This is a genomic window from Hahella sp. CCB-MM4, assembly GCF_002260525.1.
Taxonomy (GTDB): domain Bacteria; phylum Pseudomonadota; class Gammaproteobacteria; order Pseudomonadales; family Oleiphilaceae; genus Hahella.
Genome location: NZ_MRYI01000014.1, coordinates 145467 through 171314, shown reverse-complemented (window position 1 = coordinate 171314; position 25848 = coordinate 145467). Strand labels below are relative to the sequence as shown.

Here is a 25848-nt window from a genome sequence, read left to right as displayed (position 1 = left end):
TTTAATTTTCGAAGATTTCCCGCCAACCCAGACGACCTTCACGATCAGAACCACTTCCGAAGTCGCCGCGCTGCTGCTCAAGACCACCATCAGAGTTCGTCCCCATAATGAAGTCTCCCATAATACCGGTCTCATTTAGAAGAGCGTCTGATCTGAGTGCACTGGTTGTATTACCCTGACCATCCGTATCTCCTGCATCGACGACTCCGTCGTTATTCACATCGAATACCGGATCCCCTGTTGTGCCATTATCCAGCCCAAGAATCATCAGCCAACTATGACCGCCGCCTTCACATCCCACATTATTTGGCACAGTGGTAGAGATTACAGCAAAGTCATTACGAATTAGAGGCTTATAAATTATTCGTTCACCATCCTCAGCACTGACAGGGTTATCGGAGGAATCTTTGGCAACCAAGTCCAAATACCAGCCATATTTACTGGTCCATGGATCCTCTGTGCCAGAGATTGTCCTTGAATCATAGGTCGTCGAATCAATAGTGATGGTTCCCTGCGTCAAGTATCTCGGAGCGAGATAAGTTCTATCCAGTTCTCCTGTACCTTTATCCCAGATCACATAGAAGGTTTGATCGTCGGTCACTGTTTCATCGCCATCAATCAGGTATTGACCTGTACCGAATGCTACCAACGCGTTAGGATCACTCCCAGACTCACTTGGATGCTTGGACAAATTGGGCGGTGAAGTAATTGGCTGATTGCCAGCAGCAGTAAACAGCGGCTTAGGTGAGGGGTTAGTTCCGTACACCACACTACCGGTAGTTTCATCCAGATCAAAAGCCCACATGTTGCCATCCAGGTCTCCAGCGTAAGCTCGGTCTGCCACCCGGTCACCATCCATATCAGCTACAGCAACACCAGACAACCCGCCCGTGCCCTGAGTGTCAATCTCGATATAGTCTGTTCCCTCAGTCCAGGTACCATCAACTCCTCCCTCTATATATACGATATATAGCTTGGTTGAATTATTTACCGAGTTATAACCGTTACCAAAGATCACCGCCCATTTATAGTCAGTGCTCTGATTACCAGTTTTGACCATTGCCACAATTGGAGGTGAAACCATATAACCAAGGTCATCGTCTCCCGTGAATTCCCACAGGGCGAGCTTTCCGATATCACTATCAGTAGAAGAACTATATTTGGTAGGGTCTGTTATATCCAACGCAAACAGTCCTTTTCCGCCTGTCCGCATTCCACCGACCAGAATAGTACGCCATTCTTTAGTACCATCTCCATCAGCATCAATATATACATCAGCAGCAACCGGAGTCAGATCCACATAATGTTTGTGCGCATAATCGGGATCGGTCAGATAGCTCAATCCTCCGGAGGTCAGACTTGAATACACAAGGTTAGGGATATAAGCCATCACCTCTTTTCCTTTGTCTGTATCTGAATCACCGGTATTGCCATTGAATCCATGCAACATTCCATCATTAGCCCCGACATAAACGACTGGGGTCCGGCTGGAATATGAGGAATAGAATGAGCTATAACGCTTTCCAACCGCTCCAAATGGATCACTGTCTGGATAGTTTTGAGACGGAGCTCCAACATATACAGGAGTTGAATTGATTATGTCACCCAACAACCTGTATCCATCGTTAGTTGAATCTTCGTCTTCCACATAGCGATCACGGAAATCCGTGCCATCCTTCGTGGTATCTCCACGCAGATAGTCAAGCCGGTTCTTGGCCGACGTTTCCTGATCTGAAGTAGCAGACCCCGGCGCAACACCTTCAAGCAAGTCTGTCTTTTGGGTATCCGTCAGGTTATCCCACGCAAAAGTCTTAGCCCGTCCAGTTCCACCACCTGAAATGTCAGTTGCGGTAGGATTGTATGTAAAGATATAGCGAGTTGGTGCTGCGGACTTTGTAGAAGATGTAAGGTGATCACTGGCTCTCCATGCCTCGTTTTCGGTGATACCTGTATTTTCGTTCAGTTTCGTAGCAATCAGATCCCCATACCAAGAAGTAGAATTAAATATTGTGGAGAAAATAACGGATTCCGACAGAATCGAACTGGTATTGAAGGTTACACCAGACCCTGACCCGATCTGCCCAACAATAGAGGTGACTGCACTTGACAGCTTACTGGAAAGTTCTGCTGAATCACTCGCAGTATACATTTCCCCCCGACCGTTCACTGCAGCATGATACATATCATCAACCTGTTCAGATCCCGGGCTGCTCAAGCCTGAAACATCAGGCCAGGTAGGCGTTGTAGTGTATGCATCAGTCACTTCATCATAATTTACTTCATCAAAAATAGTTCCAATTACACCCAACCCGACCATGTAAGTATTCATGTGAAGATTCGGATTACAGTCGTGATAAGGCTTCTCATCTGCTGTATCACATTTAGCGTTTACATTAACCTGACCTGATGTCTTATCGGTCCTCAGATTGTTCTCATAGTAGTACATCGCTACGTCTGCGAGTGTTTGAGAATAGGTATCCTGATACGGAAGTGTATGAGTAACAGAATCAGAATCAGTATAGGACTGGTCATCATAATCTGAATCATTATCTCCATCGTCATTCGCGATACTGGAAGTATCAGTATCATAATCCACTGTGCGGGTATTGAATCCATCACTGAATACCAGAGCAAAGTTCTTCTGACATGCCGCATCGATCGGTGCTGAACCATCAGTTCTCTTATACTGTTCACCGATAAAATCCAGTGTCCGTCTTAACGGTGTGCCGTTTGCATCAACTGCGTTGTATATTTTCTGCTGGAATGTAGTCGCGTCTGCAGTAACATCCAGGTCATACATACTCAGGTCGCTGCTGGTATTCTTGGTATCACTGAATTCAACGAAACCAACTCGAATTCCACTAAATCCTTCGAACGATTTGGCCAACGCTGCCCGAGCAATCTGGTGACGACGCCTGTGGAAAGAAAACCAATTGGCAAAGTTCTGCTTTTCTTCCAAGTAAGTTCTACCCGAAGGCAACACATCTGCATCAGCATAATTGCTAGAGGTCAGTTCGATTTTCTTCAAACACTTACCGTCAGGAGCAATCGCGTCCACCCCAGAAAAATCATTGGGGTATTCAAAGAACTGATCATAGTGAGAGGCAACAGGGTCAGTACTACAGTTACGCGTCTCCGTCGTTGCGGAAGTCAATGTCAATTGACCAGAAGGAGTGCTGCTGGCTGTTGTAATCAATATCTGGTCTACAAAAGCCAAGTTTTCACGGTAGCGTATACGCAGGGTTTCCGAACCATCTAAAGTGACATCAGCCCACTTTTCCCATACCCAAGAGGAAGATAACGTATGATTATCCCTCCAATAGTTCCACATCTGGCCTGTACCATCATCCAGCCAGTTGCCAGTGTTACCAATAGCGGTAATATCTCCACTATCCTTTCCATCAATGCTCATATAGACGGAATCATGACTTCCATCCCAAAACCAGCGCCGGACCCATATAGATACGTCCCCGGATAGGGAAATATCAACTTTGATTTCCCCTGTAGAGTCGCTTGGCACTGCCCCTGTAGTGCTGGCAGTCAAATTGTCTGTTCCCACAAAGTCTTTTCCGGAAGCATCCTTGGCGAGGTTTACATAATCCGCAGTGGACAAATTATCATCGCTATTGAGGACGCTGCCTTTTTTAAAGTCCGTACCGCTTATAAGGGCATTCAGCGAATCTTCTGCTTCATATAACTCTGAGTTAAAGTCTGTAAAGCCCGAATGGGTGAGGGAATATTCATAGGTGGATGTATCGCTTGAATCCACTATATAGTAGGTACCTGGCACATACTTAGTATCGGTGGTGGTAATACTACCATCTGCAGTACATTGTGTGGCGTCATCATCACACCACATATTAGTCGTTCCATAAAAACTGTTGCTTGGCGTGATCTCCTGGAACAGGGTTAGAGTTGTACCGGAAGCAGTAGAGTCCAACATAGGATCAAACAGAGTATTGGTTGTGCTTGCATCCGAGAAGGATGTATATGAACCAACTCCCGATACAGGTGACGTTACTGTTGCGCCGCCAAAAATTGTCCACGGTTCATAATCTGTACTTGGGTTATAAAACGCATTGTTGTAACTGCTACTACGCGCAAAGGCGTAAGCACGAAATGGAGGGATATTCTTGCGGCTACTATATAGTTGCTGACCTTTATTCCCATAATAACTTCCATTTGTCGTCCCATTGGGAAACAAATACCCGAAGTCTTCTACACCGACATCGCTGTCGTAAAAATTACCATTGGTAGAAAACTTCCCGTCGGATCCAACCCAAAACAACCCATCAACCATACTGGTAATGGTTTCCCAGTCCATACTTCCTGAATCATCAAAACCTACAATGATGTTTGGTTCTGCTGACTCATCAAGAAACAAGGGAGAATCAGGAAAATTACCCAATGCACTAGCGGTATATCCAGTCGTAGGAAGGACCAATCCGCCTCCCAAAAGGGCCCACGCAAACTTGCTGGCGTACTTTTTCATATAGTTACCTCCTACAACCACTTAGAAGCGCTTGCCGTAATATGATTCGATGATTCGTTGTGTCTGACCACTCCCACCAGTACTACGGGCAGTGATCTTGAAACCATAAATCTCACCGGATCCGGATTCATGGCTATAGGTGTTGACATTGATGGACGTATTATCTTCATCGGAGACAATTCCAACGTACTGAATATAGTATCTTGGCTCTGTACTTAGACCCGTAATAGCCGAGGCCTTTTTTGACTTGGTGTCAGTCCATTCTGAGTCGGTGTAATTGTCAGGCATCGCAGTGGAAGCATCGCTATACAGGCCATTATTACCTGCGTCAGTAAACAAGGACAGCGAGGCCACATTGTCTTCAATAAAGCTTTCTGCATCCTTCAACGCACTCTCCGCACCTTGTAAAGCAATATTTGAATCCTGCACAGCACCGGCCATTTTGGTCTGCATCACGGAATCACTCATCGAAGAAATTCCGAGAATTGTCAAAATCAGGAGAAATATAAGGCTTAAAAAAAGTGCCGCACCTGTCTGTTTTTTTAATGGCAAGTTCATTCAAACACCTCTTCCCTTACAAACGGTTTCTGATGGCAAATACTGACTCAAGATCCTGCTCAAACTGATCACCGGCCAACGTAATATTCTCTTCACTGGTTAAAGAAAACGTCACTTTGATGCTGACAATTCTACTCTCGACCAGAGATGCGTCCTCCGGCTCTAGGTAGCGGTTGACCGAGCCGTCTTCGTCTGAATCCTCACCCATTAGGAGCTGCATATCTTCAATGCCTTCCACCAATTCATGAGAGACATAGGAAGCCCCTTCGAGCTGTCTTAGATACAATGAGTTTCGACCGTCCGACCCCATACCTACATAATATGCTTTGGAGTAAAACGTCAGTATTTCCGAGTCACTTCCTCCATAGCTGCCTTCCAGTTTGTTATCGGTATTCACATCATTTGCATGCGTCACCGTATCCTTATTGGCCCCACTTGCGGTTGGAACATTACTAATGGCAAACAAATCTGCATTCTGGCAGTTGGAAACAATGACTACATCATTCTGTGAAAGGCCGCAGGAAGTCGCATCTTCAATTTTGAACTGCGCTGAGCTTTCGTTATAACTAACAACTTTACCGCCATCGCAGGGACCTGCCCCCTGTAACACCAGTGCATCCGTCTTTTCAATCAGATCGCCAGGGTCAGTTCCGACGGACAACCCCATGGCAGATAAGTCCCCTGCAGTGGCAGTAATATCGTTATATCCCACAATAGCGCTATCTGCGCTAAGATTAAAAACCTGTCCGGACGTTGAATCTGAAGCACCGGTCTTGCCTTCCCACTTGTCCCGGTCAAATATATTGTTCATGGATGCCCATTTAGCACAACCGAGATACGCTCCATTACGAATATCCCTGCCAAGTATTTCCATTCCAACCCTTCCACTCTCCTGAACTCGAGCCAACCCTGACTGCAATCTGTTAGCCTCACGAGAGGAACCAAACACTTGAGCCAATCCAAGCACTAATACAGCACTGAGAGCCAATGCAATCATTACTTCAACAAGAGACAGCCCTGACTGTTTTCTATTCATTTGAATAAACCTCACCTAAAGCTGTGTTCTCAAGTTAAGAGTTGATGTATCGGTACCTGCATCATCATTTGCAATCTCACCCTGCTTGACCCTTTCCGTCCAGGAAACAGAAATCGTAAAAACGCCACCAGCGAGCGCAATGTCCGCAACTCCATCAGGTAGCGCATCTTTAACGGCCTCTTCCCATTCATACTTGTCATTGTTTGCCATCTGCGAAACGCTGCACCCAGTAGAAGTCAGACAAGCTGCAGTCTGGGCTTTCCCTGTCATGCTGTTATAGTTTCCGCCCGAGACACCACCAGGATTGGCCCGCATTCTGTCCAGCATATTATTGGCCAGATATAGCGCGGTACCCCGAAGATTCGAGTTGGATGAAGCCTTGACCGAAAATGTCTGGATTCCAGCAACGCCTAAAAGGCCGATAGCGAGTATTAACACGGCCACTAGCAGCTCTATCATGGTAAAACCGGCTTGGTGTTTCTTAATCGGAGAGTTCATTAGCAATCAGCCCCCGTATCACCCACTGTAATTCGCCCGGCGGCATTAACTTCAATTTCACGATCAGTCAATGAAGCGTTTTGAGTACACATATCGAAGGTAAAGGTGTTTCCAGTTGCCATATTGGTAAAGCCCGAAGCACGAAAAGAAAGGCTGGACGCAGTTCCTGTCAGTGTAAGACCCGTATCAATAGCTTCAAATACTCGAATCTCTTCTCCTGCATCGTAGGTATCATCAGAATCAGAATCTATCCAGATTCGGAATCCGTTAGCCCAATCAGTAGTGCCGGAGACGGAGGAAATTCTTATTGTCCGTCCTCGTTTTACGGCTTCCAGCCTGGCCATATTTAATGCTCCTGAGAACTCATTAGTGTTGGCGGTCAATCTGCCGCTATCAACGATGTAGTTCATACTCGGAACACCGAATGCGAGAACGATGGCGATGATGGTTATCACCAACATCAACTCAACCAATGTAACACCTGTCTGCTTCATACTCACTCAACCCTTTTGCTGCAGTGTAAACATAGTCTAGTTGCCACGGGAGATCACGCCCAGCACGACGGGCGGGAGAATACATTGATAAGCGGTAATGTTGGAATGAAAAATGAGAATCAGCGCACGTTATGAGGAGCGAGACATCTCATTAGACGTGCGCGAGTATATAAGACGGGAGTTTCGGACTCAGGATATTTCTTTAGTAGGAATACGAAGTTCTTTCGGCATGGAAAACACGATATTCTCTTCCACCCCTGAAATTTCCACGGGTTCCTCGCCCCCCAGATCACGAAGCCTTTGTATGACTTGTCGAACCAGAACTTCCGGTGCCGAGGCACCAGCGGTAACCCCCACCTTCTTGGCCGAAGAGATCCATTCTGGCTGGATTTCATGAGCACCATCAATCAGATAGGCGCGCGCATTCATCCGCTCGGCGAGCTCTCGCAGCCGGTTTGAATTGGAACTATTAACCGAACCGACAACTAGAACCACATCACAGTCTGCAGCCAAATCTTTCACTGCATCCTGACGGTTCTGGGTCGCATAGCAAATATCGTCTTTACGGGGCCCTTTTATTTGGGGAAATTTGGCACGCAGGGCATCAATAACTTTTGCCGTATCATCCATGGAAAGCGTTGTCTGAGTGACATAAGCCAGATTCGATGCATTGTGTACTACCAGATTGGCCACATCTGTTTCATCTTCCACCAGGTAAATCGCACCACCGTTGCTGGCATCATATTGCCCCATGGTGCCCTCCACCTCTGGATGCCCCGCATGTCCGATCAGGATGCATTCACTTCCGTCACGGGAATAGCGCATGACTTCCATATGCACTTTCGTCACCAACGGGCATGTGGCATCAAATACTTTTAGGCCACGCCGATCTGCTTCTTTTCTAACCGCCTGGGATACACCATGTGCACTGAATATGACCAGGGAATCATCCGGAACTTCATGAAGTTCGTCGACAAAGATAGCGCCCCGCTGACGAAGGTTTTCCACCACAAAACGGTTATGAACGACTTCATGACGAACATATATAGGCGCTCCAAAAACATCCAGAGCACGATTGACGATTTCGATAGCCCGATCCACACCAGCACAGAACCCGCGGGGATTCGCCAATTTAATATCCATTGGATTACGCCTCACCATCCATTTCCGACAATTCGATGATTTCCACTTCGAATTCAAGATGACGGCCAGCGAGTGGATGATTGAAGTCTACGATAACTTCGTCATCAGAGACTTTCGCCACGACTCCAGGAAGTTCAGCTTTGGCCGCATCCGCAAACGACATCACCATTCCGGGCTCAAGTGTATCGAGATGACTAAAATCTTCCCGACGAAAGGTTTGGAGATTCTGAGGATTCTGCATCCCAAAACCCTGCTCTGGCTTGACCTGGAAAATTTTACGCTCACCACTGGCCATTCCGCGCATTAATTCCTCAAAACCCGCCGGCAATGTACCATCACCAAACTCAAAGGTTCCCGGAGCCTTATCGAAAGTAGAATCAACCACTTCCCCAGAGTCTAATCTAAGCTCAAAATTCAGTGTTATTTTAACACCGTGACCAACATACAACTTTGTCATGACGCTTTCCGGTTAAGAGGTTTTTTCTCGTTCCTGATTGGATTCGCTATGCTTATGCTGCCGAAAAAGATCAATGGCAATCATGAAAGCTCCAACAGTAATCGCCGAGTCTGCAATATTAAAGGCGGGAAAGTGGTACTCCCCGTAGAAGAAATGCAGAAAATCGACCACATATCCCAAGGTTATCCGATCATATAAATTACCTAACGCACCGCCCAATACCAGGCTTAAAGCGCAGGCAATCCACTTTTCCTCAGGCTTCAGTCGGGTCAGCCATATAATCAGCATCGCGCTGACAGCAACTGCCAGTAGCGCAAAAAACCAGCGCTGCCAGCCAGATGCATCGGCCAGGAAGCTGAATGCTGCTCCGGTATTGTGCAGCAATGTGAGATTAAAAAATGGCAGCACCGGCACCGACACTGCGTAGTCCAGATTTGTCGATGCCAGATATTTGGAGAACAGGTCAAGACCTATCACCAACCCGCTCAACCAGAGCCAATGCAACATTTTCAGATTTTTTACAGCCGCCATACCGATTAGCCGTTCTCCCGCTTACGCATATGAACGTGGCTCTCCATCGCCATCAACATTCTCAATACAACGGCCACATAAATCTGAGTGACTGTCGTGGGTACCGACGTCCGGCATATGGTGCCAGCAACGCTCGCACTTCTTATATTCTGAAGGAGACACTACAGCTTTCAAACCGGATACCTCAGTAGTCGCTGCCGCATCAGCCCCTGCGTCCGCCATGTTATGAACTGTCACACGCGAAGTAATCAGTACAAATCTCAGCTCGTCGCCAATCAGCTCAAGAGAGCTCTTCAAGTCTTCACTGCAGTACAGATCAACTTCCGTTGACAGAGATGCTTTGACCTTACCAGTATTACGTGCGTCTTCGAGCGCCTTGTTGACCGCCGCTTTGACTTCCAGAACCTGATTCCAGTATGCGCGCCCAAGCTCAACAGACTCTTCCAGTGGCTCCAGGCCCTCATAATAGGTTTCAAGGAAGACAGACTCGGACCTTGCACCCGGCAGACAGTTCCAGATTTCTTCCGCAGTAAAGCTCAGGATAGGCGCGATCCAACGTACCAGGGCTTCTGCAATATGATAGAGAGCGGTCTGCGCAGAGCGGCGTGCCACACTATCCTTCTGGGTTGTGTATTGACGGTCTTTGATGACGTCCAGGTAAAAACCACCCAGCTCCAGAACACAGAAGTTATGAACCTTCTGATATACCTGTACAAAGTTGTATTGCTCGTAGGCTTTCTTGATCTCTTCCTGAATCAACCAGGCTTTATCGACGATCCAGCGATCAAGGGCCAGCAACTCGCTCAGTGGCAACGCATGCTGCTCGGGCTCGAAACCATTGAGGTTGGCGAGAAGGAAACGCGAGGTATTACGAATCCGACGATAGCTGTCTGCTGTGCGCTTCAAAATCTCACGGGACAGAGCCATCTCGGCGCTATAGTCTGTCGCCGCCACCCACAAGCGCAAAATATCCGCACCCAGCTCATTCATGATTTCCTGGGGCTCAATGCCGTTCCCCAGTGATTTGGACATCTTGTGGCCTTTTTCGTCCACAGTGAAGCCATGTGTCAACACCTGCTTATACGGTGCTGTGCCATTGATTGCCACGGCGGTTTTCAGCGAAGACTGGAACCATCCACGATGTTGATCGGATCCCTCAAGATAAAGGTCTGCGGGATACTGTCCAAGCTCTTCTCTTGGCCTCAATACAGCGCTGTGAGTGACACCAGAGTCGAACCAAACATCCAGCGTATCTGTCACTTTCTTGTATTGGTCAGCCTCATCGCCCAGCAACTCAGCAGGATCCATATCCCACCAGGCATCCATTCCGACCTTTTCTACTCGCAGCGCTACTTGCTCAATCAATTCGGCGGTATTGGGATGAAGCTCTTCAGTGTTCTTGTCCACAAAGAAAGCGATTGGTACACCCCAAGTGCGCTGACGCGAAATACACCAGTCAGGGCTCTGCTCAACCATGGCTTCAATACGATTCTGGCCCCATGCTGGCACCCAACGCACTTTTTTGATCTCTTCCAGAGCTTTTTCTTTCAGCCCTGCCTTTTCCATACTGATAAACCATTGAGGTGTGGCCCGATAGATCAAAGGCGTTTTAGTACGCCAGCAGTGGGCATAGCTGTGCGTAAGCTTGCCATGACTGAGAAGATGGCCCTTCTCCTTTAGAACGTCGATGATATGGTCGTCGACCTTGTATACGTGTTCGCCAGCGAACAGTTCCACTGTATCCCGGTAGATACCCTTATCATCCAATGGGTTGATCGTCTCGATGCCGTATTTCCGGCATACCGCAAAGTCTTCCAGACCATGGTCAGGCGCGGTGTGTACAAGCCCTGTACCAGCATCAAGCGTTACGTGATCTCCCAGGAGAATCGGAACCTCCCGGCGATAAAACGGATGATGGAAACGCAGTTTCTCCAGGGCCGCCCCTTTGGCATGGCCAACAATACTGAAGTCGTCCAATTTCGCCCGTGCCATTACGGATTCCACCAGACTTTCTGCCATCAGCAGACGCTCCGCACCTTGACCGCGATCAATCTGGACCAGAACATAGTCAATATCCGCACCAGCAGAAATGGCCAGAGAAGCAGGCAATGTCCATGGAGTGGTTGTCCAGATAACAGCTGATACATCTCCGTCACCTGAAGCATCTTCAAAGACGTTTAATACTGCCGCCTGATCTACTGCCGGATATGAAACATCGATCGAGTTGGACGTTTTATCATGATATTCCACTTCAGCCTCAGCCAGCGCGGAACCACCTACGACACTCCAGTAAACCGGCTTATACCCTTTTTGCAAGTGACCACTTACTGCAATTTTGCCAAGTGCACGGATAATGTCGGCTTCCGTTTGAAAATCCATGGTGAGATAAGGCTTGTCCCATGAACCGAACACACCCAGACGAATAAAGTCTTTACGCTGTCCTTCCACCTGCTTCATGGCATATTCACGGCACTTCTGGCGGAACTCTTTATAGCCAACCTTTTCGCCGGCTTTGCCGATCATGGTTTCAACCTTGTGCTCAATAGGCAAACCATGACAATCCCAACCAGGCACGTAGGGAGAATCATATCCGGCAACCGTGCGGGATTTGACAATCACATCTTTCAGAATTTTGTTAACGGCATGGCCCAGGTGAATATTACCGTTAGCATAAGGAGGTCCGTCATGAAGTATAAATTTATTGCGACCTTTAAATGTGGCCCTGATCTTTTCGTACAACCCCATTTCCTGCCATTTTTGCAGCATAGCCGGCTCACGCTGAGGCAAGTTCCCTCGCATTGGGAAATCAGTCTCTGGTAGGTTCAGGGTATGTTTATAGTCGCTCATAATTTACCTAACATGCTCGCACCAGCCATCGTAGTGGTGCTGTTCTATTTTCCACATTGAAATTTACTGCTCTGCAATCTTTTTCGGCCGTCCGATAAAAAATTGCCTGGCTTGTTCAATATCCTGATGAATTCTGGTTTTCAATTCCGTCAGATCAGCAAACCGTTGCTCATCTCGCAGCTTTTCCAGAAATATCACCTGCAGCCTCTGCCCGTACAGATTCCGATCAAAGTCCAGCAAATGCACTTCCAGTGTGGGTTGGGGATCCCCACCTTCTATTGTCGGCCTGAAGCCCACATTTGCCACACCCGGTTTCATTTCGCCGGACTCGGTTAAAACATCGACGACGTAGACGCCTTTTAAGGCAGGCCGTCTGCGCCCCAGGTTCACATTGGCCGTCGGCACATTTAACTGCCGCCCTAGCTTACGTCCATGTAGTACCCGACCACTAATACTATAGGGATGTCCCAGCAGCTCCTCTGCTTTTTCAAAGCGGCCATCTCCCAACAGTCTTCTCAACCTTGTACTACTGACTCTGGCCCCGCCGACTTCAACTGTCGCGGTATGGTCTACGGAAAAACTATTCAGCTCCCCCGCTTTCTGCAACAGAGCAAAGTCGCCAGCACGATCACAGCCAAACCTGAAATCATCGCCCACAACCAAATGCTTGACGTGCAATCCCTCAACCAATACCTGGTCGATGAACTGCTGAGCCTCCAAATGACGCAATCGACGATTAAACTGAAGACACAAAACCACATCCACTTCCAGAGCGGCAATCGCCTCCAGCTTCTCCCGAAAACGCATTAAACGTGCAGGAGCATTTATCTCATCAAAAAACTCCCGGGGTTGCGGCTCAAAAACCATCACCACAGCAGGCAATTGCATCGCCTTGGCTTTGGCCTGCAATTGGCGAATGATGACCTGATGCCCATAGTGTACGCCATCAAAGTTGCCGATAGTCGCTACGCAACCACCGGAAAATGAATGCAAATTGTGGAGTCCCCGTATCAGTCTCATCAAACACTAAAGCCAAACAAAACGGCGATTATAAAGCAACTGGCCGATACAGCCCAACCGAATGCCGATAAATAAGCCAACTTGTGCACTAATCCTGCATTTTAAAATGCCGAACTCTCACACCGACAATAAACAGAAGAATAAAATAAGTGGCCGCTCCTCCGATACATAATCCGGAGATCCAGGCAATTTTTTGCCAAATATCGGCACTTAACCAGAATTGGTCACTGGGATTCAGCCAAATCAAGAACCCCACCATAGACAGCGAAGCGACCCCCAACTGTCCAACAAATCGCCACCACCCAGCCTGGACAGTATAAACTCCTTGCCTGAGCAATCCCCTCCACAGCAATCCTGCGTTCAAGGCCGCAGACAAACTGGTAGCAAGAGCCAGCCCGGCATGCGCCAATGGCAGAATCAGCATCAGGTTTAACACCATATTAGACACCATCGCAATCACCCCGACCTTGACTGGGGTCTTGGTGTCTTGACGAGAAAAGTAGCCGGTAGCGAGCACCTTGATCAGCATAAAGAACAACAATCCCGCAGCATATGCCCGCAGACTTTTGGCGGACATCAACACATCGTTGTCTACAATTGCACCGCGCTGAAACAAGGTAGAAATCAAGGGAACCGCCAGGATAGCGAGCGCCAGCGCAGCCGGCACACCGATTAACATCACCGCACGCATCGCCCAATCCAGAGTTGCTGAAAACTCTGTGCTATTTGCAGTGGCATGCTTACGGGACAAACTAGGAAGGATGACGGTCGCTATCGCAATCCCGAATACCCCCAGAGGCAATTCCGACAAACGATCAGAGTAATACAGCCAGGAAACACTTCCTGTCACGAGAAAAGAGGCCAACACCGTATCAAGCAAAAGGTTTACCTGACTGACTGAAACACCAAAAAGCGCCGGAGTCATCAACTTGAGAATACGCTTCACACCCTCATGATGGCGATCTACGCGGGGCTTGGGCAGCAAATTAAGTCTCGCCAGGAAGGGCATCTGAAAAATAAGTTGGGCAAACCCGGCGATCATCACTCCCCAAGCAAGCGCCATAACATTCTCATCCAGGAACGGGGTAATAAAGTAAACCGAACCAATCAGGCTGAGATTCAGCAGAACAGGCGTAAATGCAGGGACAGCAAAATTCCCATAGCTATTAAGTACCGCACCCGCGAATGCTGTCATGGATATCAAGAAGAGATAGGGAAAGGTGATTCGCAACATATCGACCGCCAAGCCGAACTTAACCTCTTCGTCCAGAAAGCCTGGAGCAAACAAAGCCGTCAACACAGGCGCCGCAAGCACTGCAACAGCCGTCATTACGCACAAAACCACGCCCAGAGTTCCGGCGACACTGTTCACCAATATTCGAATATCAGCAGGCGCAGCTGTGGCCCTATACTCCGACAATACCGGCACGAACGCCTGCGAAAACGCCCCCTCCGCAAACAATCGACGCATGAAATTAGGTATTTTGAATGCGACAAAAAACGCATCCGCCCCCGCACCAGCCCCAAAGAAGTTTGCGATCACAATATCCCGAATTAACCCCAATACCCGCGAGAGCATAGTCATCACGCCTACCAGCCCACTGGATCTCAACAGCGAGCCTGGCTTGATGTCTGCAGTCTGTTGCTTTTCCGGCGTATCAACACTCAAGGATTGAGCCCTTAAACATAAAAAACCAAGGAAACTGGCCGAAATTCGTCAATCCATACGATTCGCCCGACCCTAAAGGTGGCACATGCTAACACGTCGGAATAAAAGGAAGAAATGCTTTAACCTGCCTCCAACTACCCGCAATCGCACATCAAAAAGATTGGGGATTTTTTGACCTACCCATTGACAAACCAAGCTGAAAACGGCATTCTTCCGCGTCATTTATTTCGGCGGTCCTTTTTTCTGATACTCCTGAATGTCGAACAGCTTAGCCTGGTAACACTGGAGTATTGATAGCATCGAATTTTGAGGAGTTTACAGGTGGCGAATACCCCATCATCCAAGAAGCGCGCCAAGCAACAAGTTCAGCGTCGCTCTCACAACATGAGCCTGCGTTCCATGGTTCGTACTTATGTAAAAAAAGTTAGCGCACAAATCGAAGCCGGCAACTATGACGACGCTACCAAAGCGTTTCTGACAGCGACTCCGATTATCGACTCTATGGTAAACAAGGGAATTTTCAGCAAAAACAAAGCTGCCCGCACCAAGAGCCGCTTGAACGCAAAAATCAAAGCCCTGAAAGCATAATCAGCTTACAGAGTTTAAAAAAACCGGCTTTAAGCCGGTTTTTTTGTACCCAAATCACACCAAACAGACTACAGCAACACCATATTATCCCGGTGAATTAACTCCGGCTCATTCACATAACCCAGAATAGACTCAACCGCACTGGATGGCTGACCAATAATTTTAACCGTCTCATCCGCATCATAGTTAACCAGACCACGAGCCACCTCTTTGCCCTGCTCGTCAACACAGCTGACCATCTCACCGCGCTGAAACTGACCGCTAGCAGCCTTTACCCCTACCGGCAACAAACTTCGCCCCTGCCTGGTCAATACGCGCACAGCCCCCTCATCCAAGGTAAGCCGCCCCTTTGTCTTTAAATGCCCCGCCAGCCATTGTTTACGAGCATCCAACCTCTCTTGATCCGCAAGCAATAACGTTCCGACCTCTTCCCCCGAGCGTAAGCGCGCCAACACCTGCTCCTGCCGCCCCCCGACAATGACTGTCGCCGCCCCTGAGCGCGAGGCCAATCTGGCCGCCCTAAGCTTGGTTGACATCCCCCCACGCCCCAAGACACCAGCAGAGCCCGAGGCCATGGCATCCAATTCAGGATTGTTAGCCCTCGCCTGAGATACCATCCGAGCACCAGAACTCTTTCTCGGATCAGCATCAAACAATCCAGATTGATCGGTAAGAATCACCAAAGTGTCAGCTTCGATTAAGTTCGCCACTAGAGCCGCGAGAGTATCATTATCACCAAAGCGAATCTCATCCGTTACAACAGTATCGTTCTCGTTAATGATAGGGATAACCCCTAAATCCACCAGTGCCCGCAAAGCACTGCGCGCATTGAGATAGCGACGGCGATCGGACAAGTCATCGTGAGTCAGAAGAATCTGGGCGGTATGGCGACCGTGCTGCTTAAATTGCGCCTCCCAGGCCTGAACCAAGCCCATTTGACCAACCGCTGCCGCAGCCTGCAGCTCATGCAGATGATGAGGGCGCGCATCCCAACCTAACCGGCTCATACCCTCAGCCACCGACCCAGAGGAAACAATCACAACCTCTACGCCAGATTCAACCAGCCGCACCATCTGCTCCACCCAAGGCGCCATGGCATCAATCGCCAATCCCTTGCCATCATTAGTCAGGAGAGCACTTCCAATCTTGATCACCCAGCGCCGCCCATGCCTAAGCAGATCCCGCGCAACATCTGACGCCAAATCATCAAGCTGAATCGACTCAACCATGCCCCAACCCTTCTTTAACCCAAAGCATCGACAACATCACAACACCTATATCAGTATGGCGCGTAGACAACCTCAACATCCCCGTCATCATCATCGTCGTCGTCACCTCCTTCCTCTTTGGCCTTCTTCCGAGCCAGGCGACGCTGCTCCTGAAGAAACTGAATTCTTTCTCGAGCCTCATCATCCATCTTCTCGCGAATATGACGCTCTTCCTCTGCCAAGTCAGGATCCTCACGCTCCATTTCCGCACGCTCATCCATCCAACGCATGATGTCCTGACACAAACGATCCGTACCCTCTCCAGCCAAAGCCGAAATACTGTAGACAGGCCCATCCCACTCCAAAGACGAGAGAATGTGCTCACGAACCGCTTCCTGCTCATCATCCAGCAGCATATCCATCTTATTCAGCACCAGCCATCGCTCACGACCAGCTAGTGTCGGACTGAATTTCTCCAACTCTGCAGATATTTTCTTCACCGATTCAGCCGGATCTACCCCATCCGGCGGCACCACATCCACAATATGAAGCAATAACCGGGTTCTCACCAAATGCTTCAGAAAGCGAATCCCCAGCCCAGCCCCCTCTGACGCCCCCTCTATCAACCCGGGAATATCCGCAACAACAAAACTTCTGTGCTGCTGCACACGCACAACCCCAAGATTCGGCACCAGCGTAGTGAACGGGTAATCAGCCACTTTTGGCTTGGCTGCAGAAATACTCCGTATCAGAGTGGATTTCCCGGCGTTGGGCAGGCCAAGCAACCCAACATCTGCCAACACCTTCAGCTCCAACCTGAGATCCCGCGACTCCCCCGGCTGACCAGGCTTAGTCTGACGCGGAGCCTGATTCACACTTGACTTATAGCGGGTATTACCCAATCCATGAAACCCACCTTGAGCCACCTTGAGCACCTGCCCAATCTCAGTAAGATCACCTATAACCTCATTAAGCTCGGTATCCACCACCGTAGTACCCACAGGCACTTTCAGATAGATATCCTCACCACTGGCACCAGTGCAATTTCCACCACGACCAGGCTGACCATTTCCAGCCTTATACTTACGGGTGTATCGGTAGTCCACCAGCGTATTCACCGCCTCATCAGCCTGCAGATACACGGACCCACCATCACCGCCATCACCACCATCCGGGCCACCTTTAGGGATATATTTCTCGCGACGAAAACTCAGGCAGCCATCACCACCCTTACCAGCCTCAACATATATAGTGGCCTCATCAACGAACCTCATAAATCATCCCCCAGCAGCCTCGGATTGGCTGTATAACTTTGCATAATTTCACCATGCTGTCGCACCGACAGCACAAACAAAAAAGCTCCGCAAGTGCGGAGCTTTTTGATTCTGAGCAGATTCTTATTCCGCAGCGACGATACTAATAGTACGACGCTTAAGCGGACCAGCTACAGAAAACTTAACATAACCATCTTTTTTAGCGAACAGAGTGTGGTCACGACCACAGCCCACGTTCTCACCAGGATGGAACTCTGTACCACGCTGACGAATCAAAATGTTGCCAGCCTTAACCAGCTGACCACCAAAGCGCTTAACGCCAAGGCGTTTCGATTCTGAATCGCGACCGTTACGGCTACTACCTGCCGCCTTCTTATGAGCCATTGTATGTCTCCTTTAAAATCCAGTGAATGCCTGATTCCAACATCTAGTAAGATGCAAGAAGGCGGTTAGCCAGTAATGCCAGTGATTTTAACTTCAGTAAACCACTGACGATGCCCCTGACGCTTCATGTGATGCTTACGGCGACGGAACTTGATAATGTTCACTTTCTTGTGGCGACCATGAGCAATGATCTCAGCAGATACTTTGGCACCTTCAACAACGGGCGCGCCCACTTTGACATCATCACCGTTAGCAACCAGCAACACTTTATCGAACTCAACAGTCGCACCAGTTTCCAGTTCGATTTTTTCCAGCTTGATGCGCTCGCCTTCACGAACACGGTGCTGCTTACCACCACTAACAATAACTGCGTACATGCGTATTTATCTCCAACATGTCTTTCTACAGCCTCACCTGGCCCGGCGGGAAAGCCGAGTTTGTGCCAGCTTCGGCATTTGCGCCCATTTCTTGGTTACTGCCGCACCTGTTTTGACGGGAGTCACTTCGGACACCCTCTTGACAGGGAATGGATTTCAGCGGGCGCGAGATTATACAACCACGCCGATCAATAAGCAAACAATCCATTCCAAATACTGCCAAAGGCAATTACCCTGAAAATCAATGAGATGACCAATTCCAGACCTTATAACTTGACAGCCTCAGCCAAGGACCCATAGCATTGCCATCCCAATAGGTATCAACCAGAACGAATTGACATTCGTTCAATCCGGATTTCATCAAGACAATGCAGGCAGAACTCATATATAGCACCGTGAGCGATGACTTCGCCGCGGTGGACGAGCTTATTACGTCCCAACTCTTTTCGCGGGTCCCCCTGGTTGAGCGAATTGGCCAGTACATTGTCGAGTCCGGGGGCAAGCGGCTGCGGCCATTGCTAGTCCTGCTCGTCAGCAATGCAGTTCACAACAGCAATCCGGATTATATAAAGCTGGCGGCAATCATAGAATTCCTGCATACAGCCACTCTATTGCACGACGATGTTGTAGATACCTCCTCATTGCGGAGAGGTCGCGATACTGCAAATGCGAAGTGGGGTAACGCTCCCAGCGTGCTGGTCGGAGATTTCCTGTATTCTCGCGCGTTCCAGATGATGGTTGAACTCGGCAGCCTGGAAGTCATGCAGATACTGTCTGATGCCACCAACGTGATTGCTGAGGGAGAGGTTCTTCAACTTACTAACTGCAAAAATCCAGATATCACTCACGCCCAATATATGGACGTCATTACGGCCAAAACAGCCAAGCTGTTTGAAGCCGCCTCCCATAGCGCTGCGGCATTGGCAAATTGCACACAAAATCAACAGAAAGCTGCACAGATTTATGGTCTTGAGCTCGGAATAGCCTTCCAGCTAGTGGATGATGTTTTGGATTACACCGGCAATGCGGCTGACATGGGAAAAAATGTCGGAGATGATCTTGCCGAAGGGAAACCCACCCTCCCCTTACTGTTTGCCCAAGAACATTCTTCAGCGGAAGATCGCCAGTTAATCAGAAAGGCAATTCGTGAAGGAGGACTGGAGAATCTTGATGACATCCTAGAAGTGGTGCGTCGTTCAGGTGCCCTGGAATTCACAATGGAGCAGGCGCGTCGTCATGTAGACAACGCCATAGCACAACTTGAATTGCTCTCCCCCGGCCAGCATCGGGATGCCATGCTTCATCTTGCACAGTTTGCCGTCAATCGGAACAAATAGCCGCAAGTTAAATAAATTTATTGGCAATTAACCTGGTTCTACCGTTTCCGGCGATAGCCTGTTAAAGTAACTCAGAACCCAGCCAGTAGAAGTGATTATGCAGCAATTATCAGAATTGGATACCTCTTTCCTGTATTTGGAGAGTGAGTCCTCCCCAATGCATATAGGGGGCATCTACGTTCTGAACTGCCAGGATCGCGGCCGCCCATTAACCTATGACGACCTATACAAGCATGTAGAATCGCGCCTGACAGCCTCCAAGAGGTTTCGACAGCGGCTGGTCGAGGTTCCGCTAAAGTTAGACCACCCTTATTGGGTAGACGACCCCAACTTTGACCTCACCCATCACCTGGACCACGTCACCCTCCAAAATGGAGGCAATACCGCTTCCCGACTTCTTGAATTAGCATCATCGATACTTTCAATCCCCCTAAACCGGGAGCGTCCGCTGTGGCACATCACCCTGATTGACGGCTTATCCAATATCAAGGATTTTCCAGGTGCTTGTTGTGCCTTGGTGGTCAAGATTCACCACTCCGCCGTGGACGGAGTAACGGGCGAAGAACTGATGGGCGCTCTACTTGACTTTACCGCCGATGGAGAGCGTAAATTTCAGCCGGTAGAATGGAGCCCTCAACCGCTTCCTTCCAAAGCCAGGTTGATCAGTAGTGCCTATGGAAATGCACTGAACACCCCTTTTAGACTTGCCAATATGGCAAAAGACGCTGCGGCTTCAGCTTTCTATACCTTACTAGTACAGCGTTTACGTAAGCTATCTCTTCCACCTTCTCTGTTCAGTGCCCCCTACACCAGAATCAATCAACCGATAGACAACAGCAGAAGCATTGCATTTTTTGAGTGCAGCCTGAATCAATTGAAGCAAATCAAGAAGTCGCACCCCGAACTAACCCTCAACGATGTTGTCGTCACGTTGTGCTCCGAAGTACTTTCCTTTTATCTGTCGGAAACCAGTGAGGAACTTCCTGAGAGCTCGCTAATTGCAATGCAGCCAATTTCGGTCAGATCGAAACATATTGACAGCCCCACTGGCAGCCAGCTGTCAGCCTTGCTGATTTCGCTGTCCACTGACGAGCCCAATCTGGCTATCCGAATGCAGCGTATACACGACAGTGCCAGCGCATCTCACGTCTACAGACAGGCAATATCCGCATCTCGACTGACACAACTGGTCCCATCAGCGATGCTTGGTCTGTCTGCCCGCATTTACACCGAGTTTCAACTGGCCCAGAAACACAAACCCCTGTTCAATGTCCCCATCACAAATATCCCTGGCCCCCAATACCCCTTGTATTTCAACGGCGCCAGAGTTGACTATCAATTAGGAACAGCACCTCTTTTTGATGGTTTGGGACTGGTTTTTGTCATTTCCAGTTACGCTGGAAAGGTGACATTCACCCTGACATCCTGCCCCTCAGTAATTCCCGACCTCCAACCACTTGTAGACCACTTTCCGGTAGCCATAGACAAGCTGAAGAAAGACCTGGCAGAAACCAGCCCAGAGGAAATTGAAAGCCTAATAAGTGAAGAAACAGATCAAAATGTGCTGGCAGGAATGATTGGAGACATTGTTTCCCTGTTTAGCAATCTATTTACCAACAGCAAAACGGAAACTTCCGAGGAATCAAAGTAGCTCTTTTAGTTCGCCTCTAAAACTTAATCGCTCGATAGACTGACACTTCCATCTCAGGATCCCAGAATTCTTCCGATAAGCCCGCTTTCTTTTTAAGCTCTCGCACAAACCTGCGAGGGTCTGGCAGCATATCCCACACCGAGGGCAAATAGGTTGCCCGTCTTTGCCTCCAGCGCAAAATCACACCGTGCTCGCTCGGAATTAAACGCCGAACCAAGTCATCCTCTGAAGCAACGGGAAAGCTCTCAGGCGGCGTTAAAACGGATATTTCCAGCTCGCAAGACACCCTCTCATCTTTAGTCAGAGGATGAAACCTGGGATCCCTGAATGCGGCCGAGTAAGCATTTTCAGCAACATCCTCCGCCAGCGGCCTCATTGCCTGAAGTGAACCGATACATCCCCGCAGCACACCATTCAGCGTCAGGGTAACAAAGCTCGCTCCCGGCTCCGCCAGCACCCCGGACAGAGAGTCAGCATCAAGTCTCATTGGCCCAGCATGATCAAGAGCATAATCGATGGAACTCCATGCAATCTGGCGAAGCCTCTGCCGGTCCTCAGCCGTCATATCAGTGGAGTGCATAGGCCCCATACCCAACGACCCTGCTTTTGTCTCCCGCTGTGTCTCCGGAGTTGGCAATGCGGAGCCTCTCAACCCCAATATCCTTTCCAACAGCAATTTTTAGGAGCCCGTTAAGCACCCGACAACCACAAGCCTCATCACCGTGCAGCGTATATTCCCGGTTTAGAATTCTCATTGAGGTATGATCATCTTTTCGTCGCGCACTTTCATAGTCGAGATAGTGACTAAGGTCAGAGCTGGCTACAATTAAGGTTTCTTCGCCCCCCCATACCAGCTCCAGGACCTCAGACACATTTGCGGCACTTGCATCCCCAACGACCAGTGGAAGCAACTCAAAATCCTTTAAGCATAACTGAAGGAAGGGTAACTGAACTTCAAGGCTATGCTCCTGCGCATGAGGCCCTTCATGCTCAATCACTTGAGGCAACTCCAATACACGCCGCTTCAATTCCTGATCAATAGAAATCAAGCCCAAAGGGGTGGCAAACTCTGTTGACTCCGGGACCGCAAGACCTTCAAACGCCACTCTGTGACTGGGCCCAATAAGTACCACCTTATGTATTTTTGAAGCATAAGGCGCTAGCTGCGCATAGGCTGCCGCTGCGATAACACCTGAATAAACCAAACCCGCATGAGGAACAATGATTGCCTTGGGTAAAGCATCACCGGAAACCGGATATTCGGACAAATAACCGGAAATCATATTTTTGAGCTGATCTCTGTTGGCGGGATAAAACAGACCTTCAACCGCGGGCTGGCGAATAGACATCACAACACCTCCTGCGTTCAGACAATTCTGAATTGATACTGTAATAGTTTAGCAGAATTGCTCAGGCACACCGCGCTGACTTAGTAGCTTCAACATGACCTATCCAGGAGAAAATTATGTTGAGGGAATAAAAAAAGCGCACCTGGTTTTTCCAGCCGCGCTTTTTCTCAACTATTACCCATCTATCTGGTGGGTAGCGCTACTTCAGCTTATTGAAAAGCCCAACGAAGAAACTCTTTCTTTTCTTCTGCCGACGCCTTACCCCATAAGACTTTCAGAGCATCCAGACGTGACAATCCCGCATCCACCGGAGCTACCCCAGCCGTCTGGGCAGCGGGTGCTGCAGTAGTAGCGACTGGAGCCGAAGCTACCGGAAACGCGGTCACAGCAGGCGTTTGAGCCGGAGAGACAATTGTTGCGGGCTTCACATATTTGCTATCTTTGGCGACGCTTCTCCCACTTTCAGTCACAATGGCCGCTTGGAAGGTCTCAACGAACTCACGCGCCTCATTTTTGCTTCCGGGACGCTTGAAATTAAAGTTATATGTTTGACCAGCGCTGGCATTGAACTTTACTTGCCGCTGCTCGGATTGAATCAGCTCAGCACGGGGCGCATCTGCATCATTAGAATCACGCACCTTAGAAAACAGGCCGTTGTATTTGTACACAACCACGTGCTCGCCCGGCAACAGATCGTAGGTCAACGACATACTTTCCAGCACGTATTCTTTCTGCTTAATGCCATCGATTTCAATCACATCAATATCTTCCGGCGTTACCAGCTTCGCAACCTGACTCTTATCCAATGTATCCCCTTCATATACTTTAACCACACGGGATGAAGCGGTACAGGCAGATAGAACAACTGCCGCCATCAACATACTCGTCCAACAGAGACTTCTCTGAAGCAAATTCATAACTTCCTCATAATCATTATTACCGGAGTGGAATCAAGGCAAACAGGAAACTGATGCCCCACTCACCGATGATTTAAAAAACGCGGGTCATTTTGATATGGCAGAGACCGGGATGCAAGCTACAGGCACTTTGAGCAGGCGATCTCAATCAAATCAATGTTTATTGCGTAATTCAGTGATCTGTGCCATGGTTAATTCGTATACAAATACAATAATAATCAGCCTTGCCCAGATTTAGACGGAGAGCACGTCATGGATACTTTTAATCGCGCAGGTGAAAATGGAGCTACACCGTTCAGAACAGACCGCTTCTTTTCAGTAAGCGACAAGTGGTACTTCTCCACCAGAGAAGGGTTTGACAGCGGCCCATACGCAAGCAAATTAAGGGCCGAAGAAGGGCTAAAGCGATTCCTGAAAGTCGCGCAACTGGTCCCTCACGAAGACTCCCACAAGGTTACCCGAATACATAGAATTTATTAAACAGCTGCACCCGCGAGCGCCTCAAAAGCCAACATAGTGCCACGGGTGCATAGCAAGGCAATCCCGCCAGCCAGTATGTCATCAAGCATGATTCCAGCTCCCCCGTGGACATGGCGATCACACCAGCTGATGGGCCAGGGTTTCCAGATATCAAACAACCGAAAATACACAAATCCCAGTATCAGCCACGGACTATTCCAGGGGAGTGCAATCAGCGTTAGCCACTGAGCGACCCATTCATCCCAGACAATGGCGCCATGATCGTGAGTATTCCAGTCACGAGCAGTTTTACCACATAGATATATCCCGACTACCCCGCCTACAACGATGACAGCCAACTGTGCCCACCATTCAAGATGAGCCAGAAACAGCATGTAAAGCAATACTGCCGCCGCTGAGCCAACCGTTCCCGGCGCTACAGGACTCAAGCCAGACCCCAATCCTGTTGCCAGCAGATGCACAGGATTCGTCATCGTTTCTCCCACGCCAGGCCTGTATTCAGATTTTGAGAAAGCTTTATCTGTCGATGACGGCAGGTCATTTGACATACTACGATTTCCTGTTTTATCCAAAGTGGTTGAAACCCGTTTTTTGAAAATCCTGACGCTTACCCGCTCCATCAATAACAGAAAGTTCTTGACCACTCTTGACTCGACCAATTCTGGTCAACGGCATCTTGTCAGAAGATAGTTCCAATATTATCGAACGAAGATCTTGCGGCGCGGTAAAGCACAACTCGTAATCATCCCCACCAGCAAGCGCATAATTCAGCGCTTTATGCCCCCCGCAAACCTCGGTCAGCTCTTTGCTTATGGGCACTTGGCTGGAAAATATCTCCGCCCCGACATCGGAGACATCCGCGATATGCTGCCAATCAGCCAACAACCCATCTGAGATATCAATCGCAGACGAAGCGACCCCCAGCAGCCTTCTACCCAAATCGAAGCGGGGAACAGGGGCCTGGTAGCAGGATAAGAGCATTTTCTTTGCAGTCGTAAGCCTTTTATCGCCAGCAAGAGCAACTTCAAGACCTCCGGCGGCATTACCAAGCCATCCGCTAACCCAGATGTCCTCACCGGGCTTCGCCCCGTTCCTCATTAAAGCCTGACCCGGAGGAACCAGACCGAGAACAGTGATAGAGATATTAAGCGGCCCTTTGACGGTGTCACCACCAATCAACGGTATTTGCCACCGGATCGCTTTTTCATGAAGGGTGTCAGCAAATGTTTGACACCAATGCAGGTCCAGCCGAGGCATACTCAAAGATAGAGTGAACCCCAAGGGCCCAGCCCCCATAGCCGCCAGATCACTTGCAGCGGCTGCCAGCGCACGAGACGCAACAACGTCTCCTGGGCAATCATCAGGAAAATGCCGTCCTGCAATCATGGTATCAGTGGAAACAACGACCTGTTGATCCGTTACTCCCAGAACTGCACAATCATCGCCAATTCCTTTGGCAATTCCTGCAGAAATAGACTTCCACGCATCCGGAGAGCGACGGAAAAATTGATTGATCAGAGAAAACTCATCCATTCCTG

The 25848-nt window shown here is 49.0% G+C and carries 24 protein-coding genes; 4 read left to right on the top strand and 20 right to left on the bottom strand.

What is annotated here, in order from left to right:
• Position 1 precedes the first annotated feature (1 nt).
• The 11 genes from BTA51_RS21280 to murJ all read right to left on the bottom strand — a co-directional run bounded on the left by BTA51_RS21280 (position 2) and on the right by murJ (position 14745).
• On the bottom strand, positions 2-4492 hold the full coding sequence (locus BTA51_RS21280) for a pilus assembly protein (protein WP_094710998.1): 4491 nt from the start codon (positions 4490-4492) through the stop codon (positions 2-4).
• Between the two features lie 21 nt (positions 4493-4513).
• A complete protein-coding gene (locus BTA51_RS21275) occupies positions 4514-5050 on the bottom strand; it encodes a PilX N-terminal domain-containing pilus assembly protein (protein ID WP_094710996.1) in 537 nt (178 codons plus the stop codon).
• Between the two features lie 16 nt (positions 5051-5066).
• Positions 5067-6086: a PilW family protein gene (locus tag BTA51_RS21270; protein ID WP_094711048.1), complete on the bottom strand. Its 1020-nt coding sequence runs from the start codon at positions 6084-6086 to the stop codon at positions 5067-5069.
• 15 nt (positions 6087-6101) lie between these two features.
• A complete protein-coding gene (gene pilV / locus BTA51_RS21265; RefSeq protein WP_094710994.1) occupies positions 6102-6584 on the bottom strand; it encodes a type IV pilus modification protein PilV in 483 nt (160 codons plus the stop codon).
• Positions 6584-7078 carry a GspH/FimT family pseudopilin gene (locus tag BTA51_RS21260; protein WP_094711046.1) on the bottom strand — a complete coding sequence of 165 codons (495 nt, stop codon included), beginning with the start codon at positions 7076-7078 and terminating at the stop codon, positions 6584-6586. The genes pilV and BTA51_RS21260 overlap by 1 nt, the downstream gene beginning before the upstream one ends.
• 189 nt (positions 7079-7267) lie before the next feature.
• Positions 7268-8221, bottom strand: a complete 954-nt coding sequence (ispH, locus tag BTA51_RS21255; protein WP_094710992.1) for a 4-hydroxy-3-methylbut-2-enyl diphosphate reductase — start codon at positions 8219-8221, stop codon at positions 7268-7270.
• A 4-nt stretch (positions 8222-8225) separates the two neighbouring features.
• A complete protein-coding gene (locus tag BTA51_RS21250) occupies positions 8226-8678 on the bottom strand; it encodes a peptidylprolyl isomerase (protein ID WP_094710990.1) in 453 nt (150 codons plus the stop codon).
• Between the two features lie 12 nt (positions 8679-8690).
• Positions 8691-9209 (bottom strand): signal peptidase II, encoded by a 519-nt coding sequence (gene lspA / locus BTA51_RS21245; protein WP_094710988.1) that lies wholly within the window; start codon positions 9207-9209, stop codon positions 8691-8693.
• A gap of 21 nt (positions 9210-9230) precedes the next feature.
• The gene (ileS, locus tag BTA51_RS21240; protein ID WP_094710986.1) at positions 9231-12056 is read right to left on the bottom strand and encodes an isoleucine--tRNA ligase; all 2826 of its coding nucleotides are present in this window, start codon (positions 12054-12056) and stop codon (positions 9231-9233) included.
• Positions 12057-12119: 63 nt separating this feature from the next.
• Positions 12120-13076: a bifunctional riboflavin kinase/FAD synthetase gene (gene ribF / locus BTA51_RS21235; RefSeq protein ID WP_094710984.1), complete on the bottom strand. Its 957-nt coding sequence runs from the start codon at positions 13074-13076 to the stop codon at positions 12120-12122.
• Positions 13077-13164: 88 nt separating this feature from the next.
• The gene (murJ, locus tag BTA51_RS21230; protein ID WP_094710982.1) at positions 13165-14745 is read right to left on the bottom strand and encodes a murein biosynthesis integral membrane protein MurJ; all 1581 of its coding nucleotides are present in this window, start codon (positions 14743-14745) and stop codon (positions 13165-13167) included.
• Positions 14746-15066: 321 nt separating this feature from the next.
• On the opposite strand from murJ, the gene rpsT reads away from it, so the two are divergent.
• Entirely contained in the window at positions 15067-15333 is a 267-nt protein-coding gene (gene rpsT / locus BTA51_RS21225) for a 30S ribosomal protein S20 (RefSeq protein ID WP_094710980.1), read from the top strand.
• Between the two features lie 68 nt (positions 15334-15401).
• Here rpsT and proB read toward each other — a convergent pair whose 3' ends face one another.
• From proB to rplU, 4 genes are all read right to left on the bottom strand, one after another.
• Positions 15402-16562 carry a glutamate 5-kinase gene (gene proB, locus BTA51_RS21220; RefSeq protein WP_094710978.1) on the bottom strand — a complete coding sequence of 387 codons (1161 nt, stop codon included), beginning with the start codon at positions 16560-16562 and terminating at the stop codon, positions 15402-15404.
• 50 nt (positions 16563-16612) lie between these two features.
• Complete coding sequence (gene cgtA, locus BTA51_RS21215) at positions 16613-17815, bottom strand: Obg family GTPase CgtA (RefSeq protein WP_094710976.1); 1203 nt, start codon at positions 17813-17815, stop codon at positions 16613-16615.
• Positions 17816-17938: 123 nt separating this feature from the next.
• Positions 17939-18199, bottom strand: a complete 261-nt coding sequence (gene rpmA, locus BTA51_RS21210) for a 50S ribosomal protein L27 (protein WP_094710974.1) — start codon at positions 18197-18199, stop codon at positions 17939-17941.
• A gap of 65 nt (positions 18200-18264) precedes the next feature.
• Positions 18265-18576: a 50S ribosomal protein L21 gene (gene rplU, locus BTA51_RS21205; protein WP_094710972.1), complete on the bottom strand. Its 312-nt coding sequence runs from the start codon at positions 18574-18576 to the stop codon at positions 18265-18267.
• A 368-nt stretch (positions 18577-18944) separates the two neighbouring features.
• Between rplU and BTA51_RS21200 the strand changes: the two genes are divergently transcribed.
• Both BTA51_RS21200 and BTA51_RS21195 read left to right on the top strand, forming a co-directional pair.
• On the top strand, positions 18945-19913 hold the full coding sequence (locus tag BTA51_RS21200) for a polyprenyl synthetase family protein (RefSeq protein ID WP_094710970.1): 969 nt from the start codon (positions 18945-18947) through the stop codon (positions 19911-19913).
• 97 nt (positions 19914-20010) lie between these two features.
• Entirely contained in the window at positions 20011-21564 is a 1554-nt protein-coding gene (locus BTA51_RS21195; RefSeq protein ID WP_094710968.1) for a wax ester/triacylglycerol synthase family O-acyltransferase, read from the top strand.
• A gap of 16 nt (positions 21565-21580) precedes the next feature.
• Here BTA51_RS21195 and amrA read toward each other — a convergent pair whose 3' ends face one another.
• From amrA to BTA51_RS21180, 3 genes are all read right to left on the bottom strand, one after another.
• Complete coding sequence (gene amrA, locus BTA51_RS21190) at positions 21581-22144, bottom strand: AmmeMemoRadiSam system protein A (RefSeq protein ID WP_094710966.1); 564 nt, start codon at positions 22142-22144, stop codon at positions 21581-21583.
• A complete protein-coding gene (gene amrB, locus BTA51_RS21185; protein WP_094710965.1) occupies positions 22131-22913 on the bottom strand; it encodes an AmmeMemoRadiSam system protein B in 783 nt (260 codons plus the stop codon). The genes amrA and amrB overlap by 14 nt, the downstream gene beginning before the upstream one ends.
• 209 nt (positions 22914-23122) lie before the next feature.
• Positions 23123-23788, bottom strand: a complete 666-nt coding sequence (locus BTA51_RS21180; protein ID WP_168188245.1) for a DUF2057 family protein — start codon at positions 23786-23788, stop codon at positions 23123-23125.
• A gap of 294 nt (positions 23789-24082) precedes the next feature.
• Between BTA51_RS21180 and BTA51_RS21175 the strand changes: the two genes are divergently transcribed.
• Positions 24083-24310, top strand: coding sequence for a DUF6316 family protein (locus BTA51_RS21175; protein WP_094710961.1), 228 nt, complete (start codon positions 24083-24085; stop codon positions 24308-24310).
• Here BTA51_RS21175 and BTA51_RS21170 read toward each other — a convergent pair.
• Together BTA51_RS21170 and thiL are read right to left on the bottom strand one after the other, a co-directional pair.
• Complete coding sequence (locus BTA51_RS21170) at positions 24307-24858, bottom strand: phosphatidylglycerophosphatase A (RefSeq protein WP_094710959.1); 552 nt, start codon at positions 24856-24858, stop codon at positions 24307-24309. The genes BTA51_RS21175 and BTA51_RS21170 overlap by 4 nt on opposite strands.
• Before the next feature lie 16 nt (positions 24859-24874).
• Complete coding sequence (gene thiL / locus BTA51_RS21165; protein WP_094710957.1) at positions 24875-25843, bottom strand: thiamine-phosphate kinase; 969 nt, start codon at positions 25841-25843, stop codon at positions 24875-24877.
• Positions 25844-25848 lie beyond the last annotated feature (5 nt).